This is a genomic window from Citrobacter sp. Cpa228, assembly GCF_030333085.1.
Classification (GTDB): Bacteria; Pseudomonadota; Gammaproteobacteria; order Enterobacterales; family Enterobacteriaceae; genus Citrobacter; species Citrobacter pasteurii.
On sequence record NZ_JAOWGQ010000037.1, the window covers coordinates 211,260 to 232,031 of the forward strand.

Below are 20,772 nucleotides of genomic sequence, written 5' to 3' on the forward strand. Positions count from 1 at the left end.
AATGTATTTTCAGTTCGTTATACTTGTTCCTTGATGTATTGTTCGGAGTAATTATGGTTAAGGACATACTGGCGCCGGGGCTGCGGGTGGTGTTTTGCGGCATCAATCCGGGGCTGTCTTCCGCAGGGACAGGATTCCCCTTTGCACACCCCGCTAATCGCTTCTGGAAGGTCATCCATCAGGCGGGATTTACCGATCGTCAGCTTAAACCCGAAGAGGCGCAACACCTGCTGGACTTCCGCTGCGGCGTGACGAAATTTGTCGACAGACCAACGGTGCAAGCCAATGAAGTGAAGCTCCAGGAGATGCGTAACGGCGGTCGTCTGCTCATTGAGAAAATAGAAGAGTATCAGCCCGCCGCGCTCGCTATCCTCGGGAAGCAGGCATTTGAGCAGGGGCTTAGCCAGCGTGGGGCGCAGTGGGGAAAACAGACGCTGACCATTGGCGCGACGCAAATATGGGTATTGCCGAATCCCAGCGGGTTAAGCCGGATCACGCTGGATAAACTGGTAGAGGCGTATCGGGAAGTGAATGTGGCGTTGAAGGCGCGCGGCCTGTAACTGCCGGAGCCTTAGGCTCCGGCGTCACTGTCAGAACTCGAAGCGTGCGCCCATGTTGTAGCGGCGTCCTTCCAGGATGGAAGACTGATTGTAGGACGTTTTGTAGATTGGGTTCACGTCGAACAGGTTATAAACCCCCGCCATCAATGTGATGCTCTTGTTGAGATGGTAGCGTGCGCCTAAATCGACCAGCGCATAGGCGTCGGTTGACGTTGATTTGCCGATGTCAGGCGTATTGCTGCGCCAGCTGGCTTTACTCCACAGCTCCAGATCGTTAAGTGCATTCCATGTCAGAGACAGGTTGGCCATGCTCGTCGGGAACTCGTTCAGCGCCTCGCCCTTGTACTGACCGCTCTTTTGCTCGCTGTGGGTATAGGTGTAGTTCGCGTTCGCTTTCAGCGCGGCAGTGACCTGCCAGTCGCCGTTCAGCTCCAGGCCATAGATTTCCGCGTCGCTGACGTTGAAATACTGCGAGACTTCTTCCGCTTCATACCCGTTGTAAATACACTTCTGCGTGGCCGTTGCGGTACAGATGGTGTAGTCGCTGATCTTGTTTTTGAATTTGGTGAAGAACACGGTTGCATCCAGCGCCAGTGCGTCCTGTTGCCAGTAAACGCCCAGCTCGGTGTTGACGCTCTGCTCAGGTTTCAGGTCATCGTTACCGATCCCAATGAAGGAATACGGATACGAACCGTAGACGCTGGTGAAACCTTCATTGTTCTCACGCAGGTCCGGTTTTTTATAGCCCGCCGATACGCCGCCCTTCAGCGCCCAGCTTTCGTCAATCGTCCAGTTACCGTAGAGTTTTGGCGTGACGTGGTAGCCAAAGTAGCTGTCGTGATCGAGACGCGCCGAGGTGGTGAGGGTGAAGTCCGGAACCATCATCCAGGCATCTTCCGCGAAGATGGCCCAGCCGTCACGGGTGATCTTGCTGACCGGCGTTATGCCCGGCACTTCTTTGTTTTCGATGCCGAAAGTGTCGTCCAGCTCATTACGGGTGAAGTTGATCCCCAGCGTCAGCTTGTGGTCGCCCAGTGTAAAGGTGTTCGCGCTGTTGGCTTCATAGTTTTTCTGCTTAATGAACTGCGAACTCATGCCCGGCACACGATACTCGGTTTTAGCGTTCTCGTAGCTGATGAAGTTCTTCACTTCCAGCAGATCGTCGCCGTACCAGGCATGCTGCGCAAGTGAAGCGGCATCGCGGTCAAAGTCCCATTGCCAGGCTTTATCATTGTGTGATTTTACCTGATGCCCTTTGACGACGTTCAAATCCCACAGTTGGGTGTCGGTCGGCGACATGTTGATGGTGGCATCCAGATTGCCAGCCTGGTGCTTCACAAAGCGCTCATCGGAGATGCTGTCGTCATCACGGCGATCAAGATAATCCGCCGCTACGCTCACCCCGAGCTTGCTGGGGATAATTGGCCCCATCAGGAAGACATTGGTCTGGTTGGTGTTACCGTACTCGCTCTTCTCTTGCAGGAAGTAGTTATCTTCCAGCACACCCGTCCATTTATCGAGGTTGTAGCCTTTTTTGGTGATGACGTTGACCACGCCCCCGATGGAGTCAGAGCCATACAGTGAGGACATCGGTCCGCGAATCACCTCGATTCGCTCGATAGCAGCAAGCGGCGGTAAAAAGGCAGCCTCTGTCCCGATATGGTGTCCGTAAGGACGCGATTCGCGGGTGCCTTGTTTGATGCCGTTGACCATGTAGGAGGTATAGGTCGAGTCCATGCCGCGCATCTGCACATCGCCTGTGGCAAGGCTACCGTTGCCATTACCCACCAATACGCCGGGCATCTCGCGAAGGGCTTCGGTGACGTTCTGGTTAGAGCGGGTGTTCAGTTCTTTCTCGCCGATGACGGAGATGGTCGCCGGTGCCTCACGGCGTTCCTGTGCGAAACCGGTGGCGGTGACCACCAGTTGATCTTCATTATCTGGTGTGGTTTCTTCGGCGAAAACGGTCGCCGGGAGGCTGGCAAGGGCGAGCGAAATCGCCAGCGCGGTACGAGTCTGGTTAATCACAACGCATTCCTCAGAACTGGGTTAAATCGAGCTTGAGTACATAGTCAGCCTTGTTGGCTTTTTCATCCTGCTTCACGCTAACGAAGAGCGTTTTGCTGTCAGGAGAAAGCACCATGCTGTTTGGCATTGCTGCCGTTTTGATGGTGTGCTTCAGGCTGTAAGTGTTGGCATCGATAACGCTAATCTGACGGGCATTGCGATGGGTAACATACACTTCGTTGCGGGCAGGGTTATAGACCGCAGCGATAGAGTTTGGCGTGGGAACACGGTGAACAATTTTACCGTTGTCCAGTTGAACTACCAGCACGTCGGCGGTGTTGGTATCGGCGATAAATCCGACGCCTTTGGCCGTGTTCAACGCGATGTTCAGGAAGTAATGCTTCGGCTCGGAGGGGTCAACCTTCACACGCGACAGAACCTGCGACGTTTTGCCATCCAGGGTAACCAGTTCGCCTTTGCCGGTGACGGCGTAAACTTTATTGCCAGCTTCATCAACGGCGAAACCGACCGGATCCATCCCTTTGAGAGCGTGTAATAGTTTCTGGTTATGTGTGTCGACAACCCACAGCACACCTTTATTTTCACTGCCAATACCGGAGACATACAGACGGTGGTGCTTCTTGTCGAGCACCACTTCACGAACGTGGGCTTTATTTTCTTCGTCTGCAAGCTGAAGCATTTTCACTTCTTTATGGGTGCGGGTATCCAGCAGGGTCAGTGAGCCATCCAGCGCATTACCTAGCCAGAGAATGTGGTTAGGTTCATCCAGTGAGACCGCAAAAGGACGGCGTTCGGTGGCGATCCGCTCATCGACTTTTAATGATTCAGTTGAAAACAGGAACACTTCACCGGCGGTTTTATCTTTGTCGAAAGAGGGGGCAGAGGCTGCATAGATAGCCTGTTGTCCGGCGTCATAAGCCAGTTCGTAAACGCCATGACCAAGCGTCTGAGAGGCGAACTGATCCTCAGTAAAGCCTTTTGCCAGGGCTGAACCGGCATAAAGTGCCAGTGAAATCGCAAGCGCGCAGAGGGACTTATTTTTTAATGTTTTGAAATTCATGTCATTTTTCTTTACAGTTGTTTACGAAAAGAAAAATGATAATGAAAATAAATATCATTTACAATTGCATGTATAGACAATGCCCCTACCAATTTTTGTACACTGCGGAAAATCCCAAAAAAAAAGCTCCCCGGAGGGAGCTTCTTAATAACAGAAACGATTAATCGTCGAGGAAGCTACGCAGTACTTCAGAACGGCTCGGGTGACGCAGTTTACGCAATGCCTTCGCTTCGATCTGACGGATACGTTCGCGGGTAACGTCGAACTGTTTACCGACTTCTTCCAGCGTGTGGTCGGTGTTCATATCGATACCGAAACGCATACGCAGAACTTTTGCTTCACGGGCGGTAAGCCCAGCCAGAACGTCGTGCGTTGCGGCACGCAGGCTCTCGGTGGTCGCAGAGTCCAGCGGCAGCTCGAGGGTGGTATCCTCGATGAAATCACCCAGATGCGAATCTTCATCGTCGCCGATCGGCGTTTCCATGGAGATAGGCTCTTTAGCGATCTTCAGCACTTTACGGATCTTGTCTTCTGGCATCAGCATACGTTCAGCAAGTTCTTCCGGTGTCGGTTCGCGCCCCATCTCTTGCAGCATCTGGCGGGAGATACGGTTGAGCTTGTTGATGGTCTCAATCATATGTACCGGGATACGGATGGTACGCGCCTGATCCGCGATCGAACGGGTGATCGCCTGACGGATCCACCAGGTTGCATAGGTGGAGAACTTGTAACCACGACGGTATTCAAACTTATCAACCGCTTTCATCAGACCGATGTTGCCTTCCTGAATCAGATCCAGGAACTGCAGACCACGGTTGGTGTATTTCTTAGCGATGGAGATAACCAGACGTAAGTTTGCTTCAACCATCTCTTTTTTCGCACGGCGGGCTTTCGCTTCACCAATGGACATACGACGGTTGATGTCTTTAACCTGCTCGATGGTCAGGCCGGTTTCTTCTTCAATCTGCTGCAGTTTCTGCAGGCCGCGGTGAACGTCATCTGCCACATCGTGCAGTTTTTCAGACCACGGTTTGTTCATCGCGATTGCCGCGTTGAACCAGGTTTCGCTGGTTTCGTTGCCAGTGAACAGGGTGATGAAGTTTTTCTTCGGCATTTTGCACTGCTCAACGCAGAGCTTCATGATCAGACGTTCCTGAGTACGCACGCGGTCCATCATGACGCGCATGCTGTTTACCAGGTAGTCGAACTGCTTCGGCACCAGGCGGAACTGTTTGAACACTTCGGACAGCTTCTGAATTTCTTCCTGCGCGGCAGCATGGCTGCGGCCTTTCGCTTTGATGGTGTCGCGAGTGATTTCGTACTGAGTACGCAGTTCACCGAATTTCTCGCGCGCTAATTCAGGGTCGATGCTGTTATCGTCGTCGCTGCTGTCGTCGTCGTCTTCTTCATCTTCGTCTTCGTCATCATCCATCTCTTCCTGAGAAAGTTCAGAGCCGACGTGGGTCGCGGTTGGCGCCATGTCTTCTTCTGCGTTCGGATCGACAAAGCCGGTGATCAGATCGGAAAGACGTGCTTCTTCAGCTTCTACGCGATCGTATTGCTCAAGCAGGTAGGTGATGGCTTCCGGGTATTCGGCAACGGAGCATTGAACCTGGTTAATCCCGTCTTCGATGCGTTTAGCGATGTCGATTTCGCCTTCACGGGTTAACAGTTCAACGGTACCCATTTCACGCATGTACATGCGAACCGGGTCAGTTGTACGGCCGATTTCGGACTCAACGCTGGACAGAACCTGGGCAGCCGCTTCTTCCGCGTCTTCATCGGTGCTGTTGGAGGTTTCAGCAAGCAGCAGATCATCGGCATCCGGTGCTTCTTCCATCACCTGAATACCCATGTCATTGATCATTTGGATGATGTCTTCGATTTGATCTGAATCGACGATATCTTCCGGCAGATGGTCATTGACCTCGGCATAGGTCAGATAGCCTTGCTCCTTACCACGTTGGACAAGAAGCTTCAGCTGTGACTGCGGGTTTTGCTCCATAAGACGGTATCCACACTTAATTCGTTTGATTGGTGTTGGGCGGTAAAACCGCCAACGGCAAAACGAGGGCATACTTATATTTTGCCGCTGCCTCTCCGTGCGGCTGTCGGGGGCTTCCCGATCGATATTCGGCAGTTAAGCCGTTAAATACTTCATCTTTCACGTTGTCTCTGCGTTAGCTGCGTTCGTTACTCGGCTCATCCTGAGCCTCGCCCCTTACGGGGCCGCCGCAAGCAGCGTTCAAATCCGCTCCCGGCGGATTTGTCATCCTGGTCATGTACTTATGTACACTCCCTGGCGTTCGTTCACTTGCTGCCTTGATACAACGCGAATGATTTTGTCTTTGTTTTGTCTTTCTCTTATTTCCTGGCCAGTTCCTGGTTCAGCGTCCAGAGTTCCCGGCGTTCTTCGCTGCTTAAACCGTGTGTGCGCTCACGAGCTATCAACTCTTCCTGGCGCAGTTCAAGCATCGAATCAAACATATGGTTGAGTGAGTCGGTGAAGGTTTTTTCTGCGATATCTTTATCTGCTATATCGTCCCACATCGACAGTTTTTCAAGGGTCGCAGCATCATTTGTGCCACGATAGTGTTCTAAAAGTTGCCCAGTGGTCAGACCTGGCTGAGCCAGACAAGTGTTGACCAGTTCTCTGAATAAGCCAAGTCCAGGCAGCTTATTTCGATCCAGAGCGCCTAACGGCGGAACCAGCGGAGCCAAATCCGGGTTTTGCACCAGTAACCCTATCAGTATACGCATGGTCGTACGTTTTAGCTGTGGAACAGGGCGGGAAGCCCCATTTTCTGCCAGTTTTGGCATTAAACGTTCAAGCTGGCTGTCATCCAGAATGCCGAGCTTGTTTCCCAACTCCTGTCGCAGATAAATGCGTAACGTTTCACCTGGTACCTGAGTGATCAGCGGTAGCGCCAGCGTACTGAGCTGTGCGCGCCCGTCTGGGGTACTCAAATCGACCTGCGGCAACAGGCTGTTAAATAAAAACGCGGAGAGCGGCAGCGCCTGCTCCATCCGGGCTTCAAAGGCCTCTTTCCCTTCTTTACGCACCAGCGTATCGGGGTCTTCGCCGTCAGGTAAAAACATAAAACGTAGCTGGCGGCCGTCTGTCATATAAGGCAGTGCGGTTTCCAGCGCGCGCCATGCTGCGTCGCGTCCGGCACGGTCGCCGTCGTAACAGCAAATTACGTTGTTCGTCGCGCGGAACAACAGTTGGATGTGATCGGCGGTGGTTGACGTCCCAAGGGATGCCACGGCGTAGTTAATTCCGTATTGCGCCAGCGCCACCACATCCATATAGCCTTCTACCACTAACAGGCGCTGTGGATCGGCGTTATCCTGCTGGGCTTCATAAAGGCCATACAGCTGGCGACCTTTATGGAAAATATCGGTTTCCGGGGAGTTGAGGTACTTTGGCAGGGCATCGCCCAGCACGCGTCCACCAAAACCAATGACCCGACCACGTTTGTCGCGGATGGGGAACATCACCCGTTCGCGGAAGCGATCGTAACTGCGTCCCTGATCGTTGGTGACCAACATCCCCGCATCAACCAGCGATTTGCGATTCTCAGCATTGCCGCCAAACCGTTTCAGGACGTTGTCCCAACCGGGGGGCGCAAAACCAATAGCAAAACGGGTGATTACGTCGCTACTTAATCCTCGCTTTTCCAGGTACTGGCGCGCAGGGGTAGCGGCGGGCTGCATCAAAGACTGTTGATAAAAAGTGTTCAGGCCGTCCATCAATTGATAAAGGCTTTGACGTTGATGGCGCTCTATCTGACTGGAGCCACTGCCTGCTTCATAGGGCACTTCTAAGTTGTGCATTGCGGCCAGTTCTTCGACGGTTTCCACGAACTCAAGCTTGTCGTAGTTCATGAGAAAGTCGACGGCGTTGCCATGCGCGCCACACCCAAAGCAGTGATAAAACTGTTTTTCACCGTTTACGGTGAAAGAGGGGGTTTTTTCGTTATGGAACGGACAGCACGCGTGATAATTTTTGCCCTGCTTTTTCAGCTTTACCCGCGCGTCGATGAGATCGACGATGTCGGTTCTTGCCAGCAGGTCATTGATAAATACGCGTGGAATTCGTCCAGCCATATGCCCCTTTTATACACTTCATCCTTCAGCCTGCCTCTGTGTTGGCTGCGCTCGCTCACCCCTGTCACTTACTTATGTAAGCTCCGGGGCTTCACTCACTTGCCGCCTTGATGCATACTGAATGATTTTGTGTATATGCCAATGCATAAACGAAAATAAGCCGCGCATTCCTTCCGGAAGCACGGCCTTACAACTACAACTCAGTCTGAATTGAGAGCGTTGGCTCTCAATAGATTAGTACAGACGAGTGCGGCGTGCGTTTTCGCGAGCCAGTTTCTTCGCGTGACGTTTCACAGCAGAAGCTTTAGCGCGCTTACGTTCGGTAGTCGGTTTTTCATAGAACTCACGACGACGAACTTCCGCCAGAACACCTGCTTTTTCGCATGAACGCTTGAAGCGACGCAGTGCTACGTCGAACGGCTCGTTTTCACGTACTTTAATTACCGGCATGTAACTCTCACCTTTAATAAATTCGGTTTGCCGCTGGCATCAACGCCAGCTTATTTCAAAATGGTGCGGAATTTTACTGCAATTGCTGCTGCTTTGTAAAGCACCGACGCGATTTTGAAAGGGACTTTTATAAGGACAAGGAGTATACACGAGCGGAACTCCTGGGGCGAACAAAGTTTTACATCAACCCGCATTGGTCCTACACTGCGCGGTAATAGAGCGAGGTAAAACAAGTCATGCGTGTACTGGGTATTGAAACATCCTGCGATGAAACCGGCATCGCCATTTACGACGATGAAAAAGGTCTTTTAGCCAACCAATTGTATAGTCAGGTGAAATTACACGCTGACTACGGCGGCGTAGTGCCAGAACTGGCCTCGCGCGATCACGTACGTAAAACCGTACCGCTGATCCAGGCCGCGCTGAAAGAGGCGGGACTGACGGCAAAAGAGATTGATGCGGTGGCGTATACCGCAGGTCCTGGTCTGGTTGGCGCGCTGTTGGTCGGCGCCACCGTAGGACGTTCGCTGGCGTTCGCCTGGAACGTGCCGGCAATTCCTGTACACCATATGGAAGGGCATCTGCTGGCGCCGATGCTGGAAGATAATCCTCCTGCTTTTCCGTTCGTCGCGCTGCTGGTTTCCGGCGGTCACACGCAGCTGATTAGCGTCACCGGTATCGGTCAGTATGAATTGCTGGGCGAATCGATTGATGATGCCGCTGGCGAAGCGTTTGATAAAACGGCCAAGCTGCTGGGGCTGGATTACCCTGGCGGCCCAATGTTGTCAAAACTGGCATCGCAAGGCGTTGAAAAACGTTTTGTCTTCCCGCGCCCGATGACCGACCGTCCGGGGCTGGATTTCAGCTTCTCCGGGCTGAAAACCTTTGCCGCGAATACCATTCGTAATAACGAAAATGACGATCAGACGCGCGCAGATATCGCCCGTGCGTTTGAAGATGCGGTAGTGGATACGCTGATGATCAAGTGCAAACGCGCACTGGATCAAACCGGTTTTAAACGTCTGGTGATGGCGGGGGGCGTGAGCGCGAACCGTACGCTGCGCGCAAAATTGGCTGAAATGATGCAAAAACGTCGTGGCGAAGTATTTTACGCGCGTCCGGAATTTTGTACCGACAACGGGGCGATGATCGCCTACGCGGGCATGGTGCGTTTTAAAGCGGGCGCAACGGCGGATCTTGGCGTAACCGTGCGCCCACGCTGGCCGCTGGCGGAATTACCGGCGGCGTGATTTTTTGCCCGGTGGCGCAATGTTACCGGGCAAGACGCTACATCCGCAGCATTCCTTTCTCTTCCAGAAACGCGATAATTTTTTCCAGACCCTCTCCGGATTTTAAATTACTGAACGTCCACGGACGCTCGCCGCGCATGCGCAGGGTATCGCGTTCCATCACCTCCAGCGAGGCGCCGACGTAAGGCGCTAAATCGGTTTTATTGATCACCAGAAAATCGGATTTAGTGATCCCCGGGCCTCCCTTACGCGGGATCTTCTCGCCTTCAGCAACGTCGATCACATAGATCGTCAGATCCGCTAATTCTGGGCTAAAGGTGGCACTCAGGTTATCGCCGCCGCTTTCCACAAAAATCAGATCCAGATTGCCGAATTTCTCGCTTAACGCCTCTACGGCAGCCAGATTCATCGAGGCATCTTCGCGGATGGCGGTATGCGGGCAGCCGCCGGTTTCCACACCGACGATCCTGTCTGGCTCCAGTGCGCCCGCTTCGGTGAGAATGCGCTGATCTTCTTTGGTGTAGATATCGTTGGTCACCACCGCCAGTTGATAGCTACTGCGCATGGCTTTGCATAACGCTTCCAGCAGCGCCGTTTTGCCGGAACCGACCGGGCCGCCAACGCCCACACGCAGGGGATGCTTGTAGTTACTCATTTTTTCTCCTCAGGAGCGGAATAATCGGGAATATTGCGTTTCATGCCGGGCAGAGGCGATGGCGGCCAACGGCGTTGCGGAGCCGAGACTGGCGTCAGGACACGCCAGCGCCTGTGCCAGACCCTGCGCATAGCGATCGCATAGCGCAATAATCAAACGCTGGGCCGCCTGTTGCCCAAAGGGAACCAGTTTGACGCCAGCCATCACTGCGCTCTCAATCCAGCTGTAGCCGAGGCTTAACGCCAGCCCGGTCAGGGGGATTTTCCAGCGCACGGCCAGCCAGGCCATGCCGCAAAGCTGGCTGTCGGCGAAGAGAGTGCGCCACTCCCGCGAGCAATCCGCTTCCCAGTCGGTGACCAGCCGCGTAAACGCCGCGCCCCGACTGCGTTCTTCATCCCGCAGTTCGCGGGTTTCCCGGCAGGCCAACAGGTAAGCGCTCCAGCGGCGTGCGGCGTCGAGATCGTCCTGCTCGCAGGCGCGATACAGTCTCGCCAGCAGCGGTAGGTCGACGGTAAAAAAGTTCTGCTCCATCTGCTGAATTTGCCAGGCAGAGAAGTCATCGATGCTTTTCACCCAGCCAATCTCCACCGCCCACTCCAGACCCTGGGACCAGGTAAACGACCCCACCGGGAGTGCGCTGCTGGCGAGCTGCATCAGACGCAGCTGTTGGGTGTTATGCATCAGTGCGCATGGCCGTGATGATGCCCGTGTGATTCACTGGCATAAGCGCCTGCTTCCGGTTCAAACGGTAGTTGAGCGAACGTCACCTCAAGGTTGAACTGGCGCAGCATGGCGTCCAGCACATGATCGTGGTGGTAGCGCAGCTCATCCGGCAGGATTTGCAGCGGAACGTGGCGATTGCCGAGGTGATAACAGGCTTTGGCGAGCAGGAAAGGATCGGCGCAGCGCACCACGGAAACCGACTCCGGCGCGGCGATCACTTCGATCACCTCGCTGCCATCTTCGGTTGTCAGCAGGTCGCCACCGCGTAACAGCAAACCGCGCGGTAGCATCAGCCCGGCTTCGCGACCGTCGTTCAGCGCCACTCTGGCACGACTTTTTACCCGCATATCAATGGGTAGCGTGACGCTTGCGGTGACGCGGTGGGTATGGTCCAGGCGTTGGGTCAGGTAGATCATCGTCACTCCTCAAAACAGAAAATAGCGTTGCGCCATTGGCAAAACGTTGGCCGGTTCGCTGGTAATCAGTTCGCCATCAATACGCACCTCGTAGGTCTGAGCATCAACGGTGATATTGGGTTGCAAGCCGTTGTGGATCATGTCGGCCTTTTTCACCGTTCGGCAGCCTTTGACGATGGCGATGGCGCTTTGCAGGTTGAGTTGCTGCGCGATGTTTTGCGCGTCAGCGGCCTGCGAAATAAAGGTCAACCGGGTGTGATGCCGCGCCGCGCCAAGTGCGCCGAACATCATGCGGTAATGCACCGGCTGCGGAGTCGGGATCGAGGCGTTGATGTCGCCCATCGGCGCGCAGGCAATCATCCCGCCCTTAACGATCGTTGCCGGTTTTACGCCAAAGAATGCCGGTGACCACAGCACCAGATCGGCCAGTTTGCCAGGCTCAACGGAGCCGACTTCATGAGCGATACCGTGGGTTAGCGCCGGGTTGATGGTGTATTTGGCGACGTAGCGTTTAACGCGCAGGTTGTCGTTGTCGCCGGTCTCTTCTGCCAGGGGGCCACGCTGCGCCTTCATACGGTGTGCTACCTGCCAGGTGCGCAGAATCACTTCGCCCACGCGCCCCATTGCCTGTGAATCGGACGAGGTCAGGGAAAAGGCGCCAATGTCATGCAGCACATCTTCGGCAGCGATCGTTTCCCGGCGAATGCGTGATTCGGCAAAGGCCACATCTTCGGCGATATCCGGATCGAGATGGTGGCAAACCATCAGCATGTCGAGATGCTCGTCGATGGTGTTGAGGGTATAGGGCAGCGTCGGGTTCGTAGAGGAGGGCAGGATATTCGGATGTGCGCAGGCGGTGATGATATCCGGCGCATGGCCGCCACCCGCCCCTTCGGTGTGGAAGGTATGAATAGTGCGATCGCCAATCGCCGCCAGCGTATCTTCGACGAATCCAGACTCATTCAACGTGTCGCTGTGCAACGCGACCTGGATGTCCATTTCGTCGGCCACGGTCAGCGCGCAGTCGATAGCGGCGGGCGTGGCACCCCAGTCTTCATGGATTTTCAGGCCAATTGCGCCCGCGGTGATTTGCTCGCGCAAGGCGTCAGGATTTGAGCCGTTACCTTTGCCCAGTAAACCGATGTTAACCGGCAATGCGTCTGCCGCCTGCAGCATGCGCGCGATGTGCCACGGACCCGGCGTACAGGTGGTGGCGTGAGTTCCCGCGGCCGGACCGGTGCCGCCGCCGATCATCGTCGTTACGCCGGAAACCAGCGCCTCCTGCGCCTGCTGTGGGCAGATCCAGTGAATATGCGTATCCACGCCGCCCGCGGTGACGATCTTGCCCTCCCCGGCGATGACTTCAGTTCCCACGCCTATCGGGATCGTAACGTTGGGCTGAATATCGGGGTTGCCCGCTTTGCCGATGGCGAAGATCCTGCCGGCTTTGATGCCGATATCCGCTTTCACGATCCCCCAGTGATCGACGATCAGCGCGTTGGTTATTACCAGATCCACACACGCTTGCGCGCGCATTTGCCCCTGGCCCATGCCGTCGCGGATCACTTTTCCGCCGCCGAATTTGACCTCTTCGCCGTAGGTGGTGAAATCTTTTTCTACTTCGATCCACAGGTCAGTATCTGCCAGGCGTACCTTATCGCCGGTGGTTGGGCCAAACATATCGGCGTACGCCTGCCGGGAAATTTCACTCATTATCTGCCTCCAGCGCGCCCATCACTTCACTGCGAAAACCCACGATCCTTTGTGCGCCAGCGACGCGCACCAGTTCGACTTCGCGTTTTTGTCCCGGCTCAAAACGCACCGCTGTGCCCGCAGCAATGTTCAGACGAAAGCCGCGTGCGGCCAGCCTGTCAAAGCGCAGCGCCGGGTTCACTTCGTAAAAGTGATAGTGCGATCCCACCTGGATGGGCCTGTCGCCATGATTTTCCACCACGATCGTGCAGATCTCCCGCCCCTGATTAAGCGTGATATTGCCTTTTGCGATCTGATATTCACCTGGGATCATTACCGCTCCTTAGACGATCGGGTTGTGGACGGTGACCAGCTTCGATCCGTCCGGAAACGTGGCTTCAACCTGAATATCCGGGATCATTTCCGGTACGCCTTCCATCACCTGATCGCGACGCAGCACGTGACGCCCGTCTTCCATCAGGGCGGCTACGGTTTGCCCGTCGCGCGCGCCTTCCATGATGAAAGCGCTAATCAGCGCCACCGATTCCGGGTAGTTCAGCTTCAGCCCGCGGGCCAGGCGACGTTCCGCCACCAGCGCGGCGGTAAACAGCAACAACTTGTCTTTTTCTCTGGGAGTCAGTTCCATAAGGGTTCTCTTAGGTTTGCCAGATTCGCGGGAGTACGGGAGATTTCTGCGTAAGCAGCGGGCGCAGGAATTGCCAGATGTCACGCATCACGCACTGAACAACCAGGTTGTCGTTAGCAAGAAAACGGATTGTCAGCAGCGAGTCGTTAAGCGTTGCTCCGGCGTAATCGCCAAGCGGTGTAAGCCGCTCGCGCGTGCCCTCCAGCATGTGTTCGCTGGACGGATAACACAGCAACGTGCCGACCCAGGGGTGATGCGCGACGCCGCTCAGATTCCCCTCCTGCAACTGCAAGCGTTCTATCAGCAGCGGCTGCCCATCTCGCCACACTTCCAGGCGATTTTGCAGCACGCCGTGGCTGAAAGTTTCCTGCATAACCGGTCGCCCAAGACACAACAGATCCCAGGCCAGCAGGCGGCTTGCGGATGTCAGATGAAAGACGGATTGAATAACAGCGTTGGCGCCGGGAAAGAGGATCGTATCCTGCGGCAGCCACTCCAGCGTGGCATGCGAAGCTAGCGTGAAATGCTGGCGCAGCAACGCTTGTGGCCCACGGCTGCGATAAAACTTACCCGCGCCGGGCTGGGTGATTAACGCATGGCTGTTTTCGTCGAGCGTGACGGCAATATGGAGCTCATCCCCTCCAACGATTCCCGCAGGTGGATGCAGCAAATAGAGATGACAGACGTCCTCTTCCGGGTAAAACGGGCGCTGGACCGTCAATGGACCATGATGACGCGCCGAGGCCAGCACCGTTTTGTGCCCGGTGCGGGTAAAGTGCAGATCCAGTTCGGCCTGCCAGCCCCGTGTGAGTGTCTCGTGCGCAACCGTGTCCAGAGTGTTTCCCTTATCAGCATGAGGGTGTTTGCATACAAAAAAGTATGCCTCAGCGCATCGGGAAAAGGGTCATATGAGAAGCTTATGGAAAAAGGGGCGACAATACGCCGCCCCAATGGGGTTTACAGTAAAACGAGGGGCATCCAGACCAGACCGGTGATCACCAGTAGCACGAGGAAAATCAGGCCAAAAATAGCGCCAAGCCGCCAGTAATCCACCGTCGGCAAATAGCCGCTGCCGTAGTAGATAGGGCTAGGACCGGTGGCGTACGGGGTCAGAATGCTGCCCAGACCAATGGCGGCACCGACCATCAGGCAGAAGACCGGTAATGGGATTTCCGGCATCGCCAGCGCGGCGGCAATCATCATCGGCGCGAGGGCAGAGGTATACGCCGTGGCGCTGGCAAAGAAGTAGCGCAGCAGGTAGAACACCACGATCAGCGCCACCATCACCATCATCGGCGAATAGCCGCTCAGTCCTCCCGCCAGCAGTTTGCCAAACCAGGAGATAAAGCCGGTGTTGTTCAGTCCGGTGGCGAGCGTTATCAGCGAGGCCAGCCAGAAAAAGACGTTCCACGCGGCTTTATTACTGACGATGTCATCCCAGTTGATGATGCGCAATACCAGCATCAACGCCACCACGCTGTATCCGACCATCGCGGCGTCAATAAAATCGCCGCCGAAAATCCACAGCACCAGTGCGCCGACCATCAGCACCAGCATCTTTTTCTCGCGAGCGCACAGCGGTCCCATCGCTTTTAGCTCTGTATCCGCCCAGCGTGGAACCTGATCGCCGGATTTCAGTACCGGTGGATACAACACATACGCCAGCCACGGCACGATCAGCACCAGCAAAATGCTCAGCGGCAGCATGCCTAAGAACCAGTCGCCCCAGCTCAGCGCCGTGTGGGATGCGCCTTTCATCAGGCCGATCAGCAGCAGGTTCGGCGCCATCGCCGTTAAGAAAATGGCGCTGGTGACGCAGTCAGCGACAATGCCCATCCACATAATGTACGAGCCAATGGAGCGTGAACTGGCGCTATTGGGCTGTGAATTATACAGCGGCGGCAGGTTGCGGATAATCGGGTAGATTATTCCGGCTCCGCGCGCGGAGTTGGAAGGCGTGACGGGGGCGAGGATCAGCTCAGAGAACATCACCGCATAGCCGAGAAACAGCGTCCGGTGCCCCATCTTTTTCACCAGCATCAGCGCGATACGCCGACCGAGCCCGGTTTTTTCATAGCCGGTACCAAACATAAAGGCTGCGAAGATCAGCCAGATGACCGAGTTTGAAAAGCCCGATACCGCCCACGACAGCGATTTGGCGGTAAATTTAAAACCGTCCTGCGCGAGCTGCTCCGGGCTGAACAGTAGCCATGGTGAAAGGACGGCGATGATCGAAATGCCAATCATCGCCACCACCGCGCCCGGTACAGGCTCCAGAATAAGCCCGACAATCACACCGGTAAAGACGGCAAAATAGAGCCAGGTATGACTCTCAAGACCGGTGGGGACGGGCAGAACAGCAATAATGGCGATGACTACCAGCGGAGCCAGGTATCGCCACCAACCAGCTAAAGGTGCCATTGTTGTATCCCTGCGAAGAGGGAGAGGCATTACGCCTCTCCGGGAGGGTTATTTGATGTAGTGCACGTGCTCGCAGATTTCTTCGACGATAGGATCGCGACGTTCAGCGAACAGCTTTTTGTTTTCGGCAATCAGGTTATTACCGTGAGTATCGATGGAAACGATCAGCGGGCCGAACTCTTTTACCCGGCATACCCACAGAGATTCCGGCATGCCCAACTCCGTCCAGTGCACTTCTTCGATCTCTTCAACCTGGGTTGCCGCGACGACCGCACAGCCAGCCGGGAAAATGACGTGCAGCGCTTTGAACTGCTTGCAGCCTTCTTCCGTCAACGGCCCCATACCGCCCTTACCGACTACCAGTTTCACACCTGTTTGCTCAATGAACTCTTTCTCAAAGGCTTCCATACGCATGCTGGTGGTTGGGCCGACGGAGACCATCTCCCATTTTTCACCGTTCTTACGAACGATCGGGCCCGCATGGAAAATGGCTTTGCCGTTCAGGTCATAAGGAATCGGGCGCTTTAGTTCGATCAGGCGGCGGTGACAAACGTCACGGCAGGTCACCAGCGTGCCGCTCAGGTAAATGACATCGCCAACGCGAATGTCTGCCAGATCTTCGGCTTTGATCGGGGTGGTGAGGATCTTTTTCATAACGCGCTCCGGGTGTGAGACAGGTTTTCGAAGGAGAGGTCGGCATGAACCAACAGCGTGCCGCGACGATGCGCCCAGCAGCCGGTAGAGACGGCAACGCCGATAGTCGACGGATGGCGTGCGGCGGATTCGATATGTACGCCCATCACCGAGCTATTCCCGGTCAACCCTTGCGGCCCAATGCCCAGACGGTTAAGTCCTTCTTCCAGGCGCAGTTCCAGTTCTGCCGCTTTTGGGTTTGGATGGCGTGATCCGATAGGGCGCAGCACCGCTTTACGAGAAAGCACGGCAGCGGTTTCTACGGAGGTGGCAATACCCACGCCCACCAGCACCGGCGGGCAGGCGTTGACTGCCAGCGTGGAGATATTTTCGAAGACAAATTTCACCACGCCTTCGTAGCCTTCAGAAGGCATTAACACTTTCGAGCGCCCCGGCAGCGTACACCCGCCGCCCGCCATGTAGACTTCGATTTCTGCATCGTCGCCGTCAGGGATGATATCCCAGGTGACCCACGGCACACCGGTGCCGGTATTTTTTCCGGTATTCACTTCGTCAAAAATCTCAACTGCGTTATGGCGCAGCGGCGCTTTTACCGTGGCGTCTTCAACGGCCTGTTTCAGAATGCTTTGCAGTTCGCCAAGTAGCGGAAAACGGGAACCAACCTTCACAAAAAACATGATTTCACCGGTGTCCTGACAGGCCGGACGATTCAGGTCGATCGCCTTCTGCATGTTGTCAAACATGGTGTGGTAGATGATTTTACCCATCGGTGAGGTCTCGCCTTCACGCAGTTGCTTTAATTTATCCACAACATCGTCAGGCATGCGGGTAGAAATCATGGCGGTAAAGTCGGCGACAATGTTCGTCAGCGTAGTTATCGCATTTTGGTTATTTTGATTGCTCATCTTATTAACTCCAGTTCTTTTATTTATCTGGAAATAAATTCTCCGCCACAAACTACCACTAAAAATGTGGTTTTATATTATTTGGCACTGTGAATATCTAATTAACAGTTCGTGAATGATGTCCAGATAAGGCAATAAAAATTGCGCCAGGGCAGGGTTTAATACGTATGGGAGAATTACACTGCGGTTAACAACATTACGGATTACCGATCATGCTGAACACGTATCCCCTGGCGAAAGACCTGCAGGTGCTGGTTGAAATTGTTCATAGCGGCAGCTTTAGCGCCGCCGCCGCGACGCTGGGCCAGACGCCAGCGTTTGTGACGAAGCGCATTCAGATCCTTGAGTCCACGCTTGGGGCTACGTTGCTAAGCCGCTCGGCGCGCGGCGTGGCGCTAACGGAGAGTGGTCAACGTTGCTATGAACATGCGCTGGAGATCCTTGCCCGTTATCAGCATCTGGTGGATGACGTCACACAAATCAAAACGCGTCCGGCAGGGATGATTCGTATCGGCTGTAGCTTTGGCTTTGGGCGCAGTTATATTGCCCCGGCAATTACAGAATTGATGCACAGCTATCCTGAATTACAGGTACATTTTGAACTTTACGATCGGCAAATTGATTTGGCGCAGGATAATATCGATTTGGATATTCGTATCAATGATGAGATTCCTGATTATTATATTGCGCATTTGTTAACGAAAAATAAAAGGATATTATGCGCAGCGCCGACGTATTTACAAAAATACGGTGAGCCGACGACGCTACAGGAATTAAGTCGGCATGATTGCCTGGTCACCAAAGAACGGGATATGACTCACGGGGTGTGGGAACTGGATAACGGTCAGGAGAAAAAGTCGGTTAAGGTGGCGGGACATCTTTCCTCCAACAGCGGTGAGATTGTGTTGCAGTGGGCGCTGCAGGGAAAAGGGATTATGCTGCGTTCCGAATGGGATCTGCAGCCGTTTCTGGTTAGCGGTGAACTGGTGCGTGTGCTGCCGGATTATGCGCAAAGCGCCAATATCTGGGCGGTTTATCAGGAGCCGCTGTATCGCAGCGTGAAGCTTCGCGTGTGCGTGGAGTTTCTGGCGGGGTGGTGTCAGCGTCGATTAGGCAAGCCGGTGGAAGGGTATCACATCCCCGAGGCCGGATAAGACGCCGATGCGTCGCTATCCGACAATAAAATCACTCGGGGTCTCTTTCGCGTTTTTTCTTTAGCTTGGTCCAGATTTTCGGCTCCTGACGACGCCACAGACGCTGAATGTTGTCATGGTGACGCAGTAGGATTAAGCACGACAACATGGACACCGGGAAAGTGAACTGGGGATTGAACCACCAGACGTAAAAAGGGGCGATCAGCGCGCTGACGATAGCGCCTAACGACGAATAGCCGCTTAACAGGACGGTTAGCAGCCAGGTTCCGGCCATCACGCCGGTTAAGTCCCAGCCAATCGGCGCAATTGCGCCAAAGGCGGTGGCAACGCCTTTCCCCCCTTTAAAGCCGAAGAATACCGGCCAAATGTGTCCGAGACAGGCGGCGATTGCGATCAATCCCAGCCAGAAGGGGCTGACGCCTAGCGCATAGGCGCCCCAGACGGGTAACATACCTTTCAGGACATCGAAAATCAGCACCGCGACGGCGGCTCCCTTGCCACCGATTCGCAATACGTTCGTCGCGCCCGGATTGCCGGAGCCGCTGTCACGCGGGTCCGGCAATCCAGCAAGGCGGCATACCAGAATAGCACTGGAAATTGAGCCGCAGAGGTACGCGAAGATGATCATTCCAGGCGCGATTGCACTCATAAGCTGTTCCGTTTTGAAAATGTCGTGTAAAACGCTACTTCTGTGGATAATACGCATATTTCGCCGGAAGTGGTATCCGGGTTAGCCAAAAAGCAGGCAGGTCGTGATGGATATTGTATTTATAGAGCAACTTTCAGTAATCACCACTATCGGTGTTTATGACTGGGAACAAACTATCGAACAAAAACTGGTGTTCGATATCGAAATGGCATGGGATAACCGTCAATCTGCCAAAAGTGATGATGTCGCTGATTGTCTGAGCTATGCTGATATTGCTCAAACAGTTGTTAATCATGTGGAAGGTGGGCGTTTTGCGCTGGTAGAACGTGTGGCGGAAGAGGTGGCGGATCTGCTGCTTAGCCGCTTTAAGTCTCCATGGGTGCGCATCAAACTCAGCAAACCTGGTGCGGTGGCCCGTGCGGCAAACGTCGGGGTCATCATTGAGCGTGGCAATAATCTGAAAGAAAATAATTAACTTAATAATTTCTAAATCAAACAGGTATAAAAGAGTCCTTTCGTCGGCTCTTTTTTGCCGTGCTTTCTCTATCTAGGGGTTTATTAATGAGTGATATGCACTCGCTGCTGGTGGCGGCAATTTTGGGTGTGGTCGAAGGGCTGACGGAGTTCCTACCCGTTTCCAGTACCGGCCATATGATAATTGTTGGCCACTTGTTAGGTTTTGAGGGCGATACCGCAAAAACGTTTGAAGTCGTGATCCAACTGGGTTCCATTCTGGCGGTAGTGGTGATGTTCTGGCGACGTCTGTTTGGTTTAATTGGCATTCACTTTGGCAAGACCCCGCATGAAGGTACTGGTAAAGGTCGGCTGACGCTGGGGCATATCCTGTTGGGGATGATTCCAGCCGTGGTACTGGGGCTGATATTCCACGACACCATCAAATCGCTGTTTAACCCGAACAACGTGATGTATGCGCTGGTGGTAGGGGGCGTGCTGCTGATTGCCGCAGAATGCCTGAAGCCGAAAGAGCCGCGTGCGCCGGGTCTGGATGATATGACGTATCGCCAGGCGTTTATGATTGGCTGTTTTCAGTGTCTGGCGCTATGGCCGGGTTTTTCTCGCTCCGGGGCGACGATTTCTGGCGGTATGCTGATGGGCGTGAGCCGTTACGCGGCTTCTGAGTTTTCATTCCTGCTGGCGGTGCCGATGATGATGGGCGCCACGGCGCTGGATCTCTACAAAAGCTGGTCGTTTCTGACTGCAGCAGATATTCCGATGTTTGCTGTCGGCTTCGTGACGGCATTTGTTGTGGCGCTGGTGGCGATCAAAACCTTCCTGCAACTGATTAAGCGTATTTCGTTCATTCCGTTTGCGATTTACCGCTTTATTGTTGCTGCCGCCGTCTATGTGGTTTTTTTCTGATCGCCTTAAATGCCGGATG

At 54.4% G+C, this 20,772-nt stretch carries 21 protein-coding genes; 5 read left to right on the top strand and 16 right to left on the bottom strand.

What is annotated here, in order from left to right; all coding sequences use genetic code 11:
• The first annotated feature begins 53 nt into the window (after positions 1-53).
• Positions 54-560: a G/U mismatch-specific DNA glycosylase gene (gene mug, locus OGX91_RS05770; RefSeq protein WP_123267880.1), complete on the top strand. Its 507-nt coding sequence runs from the start codon at positions 54-56 to the stop codon at positions 558-560.
• Positions 561-590: 30 nt separating this feature from the next.
• Here mug and OGX91_RS05775 read toward each other — a convergent pair whose 3' ends face one another.
• From OGX91_RS05775 to rpsU, 5 genes are all read right to left on the bottom strand, one after another.
• Positions 591-2,588 carry a TonB-dependent receptor domain-containing protein gene (locus OGX91_RS05775; protein WP_199947161.1) on the bottom strand — a complete coding sequence of 666 codons (1,998 nt, stop codon included), beginning with the start codon at positions 2,586-2,588 and terminating at the stop codon, positions 591-593.
• Between the two features lie 10 nt (positions 2,589-2,598).
• Positions 2,599-3,648, bottom strand: coding sequence for a 7-bladed beta-propeller protein YncE (gene yncE / locus OGX91_RS05780; protein WP_199947160.1), 1,050 nt, complete (start codon positions 3,646-3,648; stop codon positions 2,599-2,601).
• Positions 3,649-3,808: 160 nt separating this feature from the next.
• Positions 3,809-5,653 (bottom strand): RNA polymerase sigma factor RpoD, encoded by a 1,845-nt coding sequence (gene rpoD, locus OGX91_RS05785; RefSeq protein ID WP_005131403.1) that lies wholly within the window; start codon positions 5,651-5,653, stop codon positions 3,809-3,811.
• A 359-nt stretch (positions 5,654-6,012) separates the two neighbouring features.
• Entirely contained in the window at positions 6,013-7,758 is a 1,746-nt protein-coding gene (gene dnaG, locus OGX91_RS05790; RefSeq protein ID WP_199947159.1) for a DNA primase, read from the bottom strand.
• A gap of 234 nt (positions 7,759-7,992) precedes the next feature.
• Positions 7,993-8,208, bottom strand: coding sequence for a 30S ribosomal protein S21 (rpsU, locus tag OGX91_RS05795; RefSeq protein ID WP_001144069.1), 216 nt, complete (start codon positions 8,206-8,208; stop codon positions 7,993-7,995).
• A gap of 236 nt (positions 8,209-8,444) precedes the next feature.
• On the opposite strand from rpsU, the gene tsaD reads away from it, so the two are divergent.
• Entirely contained in the window at positions 8,445-9,458 is a 1,014-nt protein-coding gene (gene tsaD / locus OGX91_RS05800; RefSeq protein WP_199947158.1) for a tRNA (adenosine(37)-N6)-threonylcarbamoyltransferase complex transferase subunit TsaD, read from the top strand.
• A gap of 37 nt (positions 9,459-9,495) precedes the next feature.
• On the opposite strand, the gene ureG is transcribed toward tsaD, so the two are convergent.
• The 10 genes from ureG to ttdA all read right to left on the bottom strand — a co-directional run bounded on the left by ureG (position 9,496) and on the right by ttdA (position 17,570).
• The gene (gene ureG, locus OGX91_RS05805; protein WP_003838095.1) at positions 9,496-10,113 is read right to left on the bottom strand and encodes an urease accessory protein UreG; all 618 of its coding nucleotides are present in this window, start codon (positions 10,111-10,113) and stop codon (positions 9,496-9,498) included.
• Between the two features lie 9 nt (positions 10,114-10,122).
• Positions 10,123-10,794, bottom strand: coding sequence for an urease accessory protein UreF (locus tag OGX91_RS05810; protein WP_199947157.1), 672 nt, complete (start codon positions 10,792-10,794; stop codon positions 10,123-10,125).
• Positions 10,794-11,252, bottom strand: coding sequence for an urease accessory protein UreE (gene ureE, locus OGX91_RS05815; RefSeq protein ID WP_199947156.1), 459 nt, complete (start codon positions 11,250-11,252; stop codon positions 10,794-10,796). The genes OGX91_RS05810 and ureE overlap by 1 nt, the downstream gene beginning before the upstream one ends.
• A gap of 9 nt (positions 11,253-11,261) precedes the next feature.
• A complete protein-coding gene (gene ureC, locus OGX91_RS05820) occupies positions 11,262-12,965 on the bottom strand; it encodes an urease subunit alpha (protein ID WP_199947155.1) in 1,704 nt (567 codons plus the stop codon).
• On the bottom strand, positions 12,958-13,278 hold the full coding sequence (locus OGX91_RS05825; protein WP_188231884.1) for an urease subunit beta: 321 nt from the start codon (positions 13,276-13,278) through the stop codon (positions 12,958-12,960). The genes ureC and OGX91_RS05825 overlap by 8 nt, the downstream gene beginning before the upstream one ends.
• Positions 13,279-13,287: 9 nt before the next feature.
• Positions 13,288-13,590: an urease subunit gamma gene (locus OGX91_RS05830; protein ID WP_003024678.1), complete on the bottom strand. Its 303-nt coding sequence runs from the start codon at positions 13,588-13,590 to the stop codon at positions 13,288-13,290.
• Between the two features lie 10 nt (positions 13,591-13,600).
• Positions 13,601-14,425: an urease accessory protein UreD gene (locus OGX91_RS05835; protein ID WP_199947193.1), complete on the bottom strand. Its 825-nt coding sequence runs from the start codon at positions 14,423-14,425 to the stop codon at positions 13,601-13,603.
• Positions 14,426-14,547: 122 nt separating this feature from the next.
• Entirely contained in the window at positions 14,548-16,011 is a 1,464-nt protein-coding gene (locus tag OGX91_RS05840) for an anion permease (RefSeq protein ID WP_005120897.1), read from the bottom strand.
• A 48-nt stretch (positions 16,012-16,059) separates the two neighbouring features.
• Entirely contained in the window at positions 16,060-16,665 is a 606-nt protein-coding gene (gene ttdB / locus OGX91_RS05845) for a L(+)-tartrate dehydratase subunit beta (protein ID WP_005120898.1), read from the bottom strand.
• Entirely contained in the window at positions 16,662-17,570 is a 909-nt protein-coding gene (gene ttdA / locus OGX91_RS05850) for a L(+)-tartrate dehydratase subunit alpha (RefSeq protein WP_040233949.1), read from the bottom strand. Before ttdA ends, ttdB begins: the two co-directional genes overlap by 4 nt.
• Positions 17,571-17,782: 212 nt before the next feature.
• On the opposite strand from ttdA, the gene ttdR reads away from it, so the two are divergent.
• Complete coding sequence (gene ttdR, locus OGX91_RS05855) at positions 17,783-18,724, top strand: L-tartrate utilization transcriptional activator TtdR (RefSeq protein WP_155021828.1); 942 nt, start codon at positions 17,783-17,785, stop codon at positions 18,722-18,724.
• Positions 18,725-18,755: 31 nt separating this feature from the next.
• Here ttdR and plsY read toward each other — a convergent pair whose 3' ends face one another.
• Entirely contained in the window at positions 18,756-19,373 is a 618-nt protein-coding gene (plsY, locus tag OGX91_RS05860; protein WP_003828443.1) for a glycerol-3-phosphate 1-O-acyltransferase PlsY, read from the bottom strand.
• A gap of 106 nt (positions 19,374-19,479) precedes the next feature.
• On the opposite strand from plsY, the gene folB reads away from it, so the two are divergent.
• Both folB and bacA read left to right on the top strand, forming a co-directional pair.
• Positions 19,480-19,848 (top strand): bifunctional dihydroneopterin aldolase/7,8-dihydroneopterin epimerase, encoded by a 369-nt coding sequence (gene folB, locus OGX91_RS05865; RefSeq protein ID WP_005120902.1) that lies wholly within the window; start codon positions 19,480-19,482, stop codon positions 19,846-19,848.
• Between the two features lie 86 nt (positions 19,849-19,934).
• Positions 19,935-20,753 carry an undecaprenyl-diphosphate phosphatase gene (bacA, locus tag OGX91_RS05870; protein WP_286625690.1) on the top strand — a complete coding sequence of 273 codons (819 nt, stop codon included), beginning with the start codon at positions 19,935-19,937 and terminating at the stop codon, positions 20,751-20,753.
• Positions 20,754-20,772 lie beyond the last annotated feature (19 nt).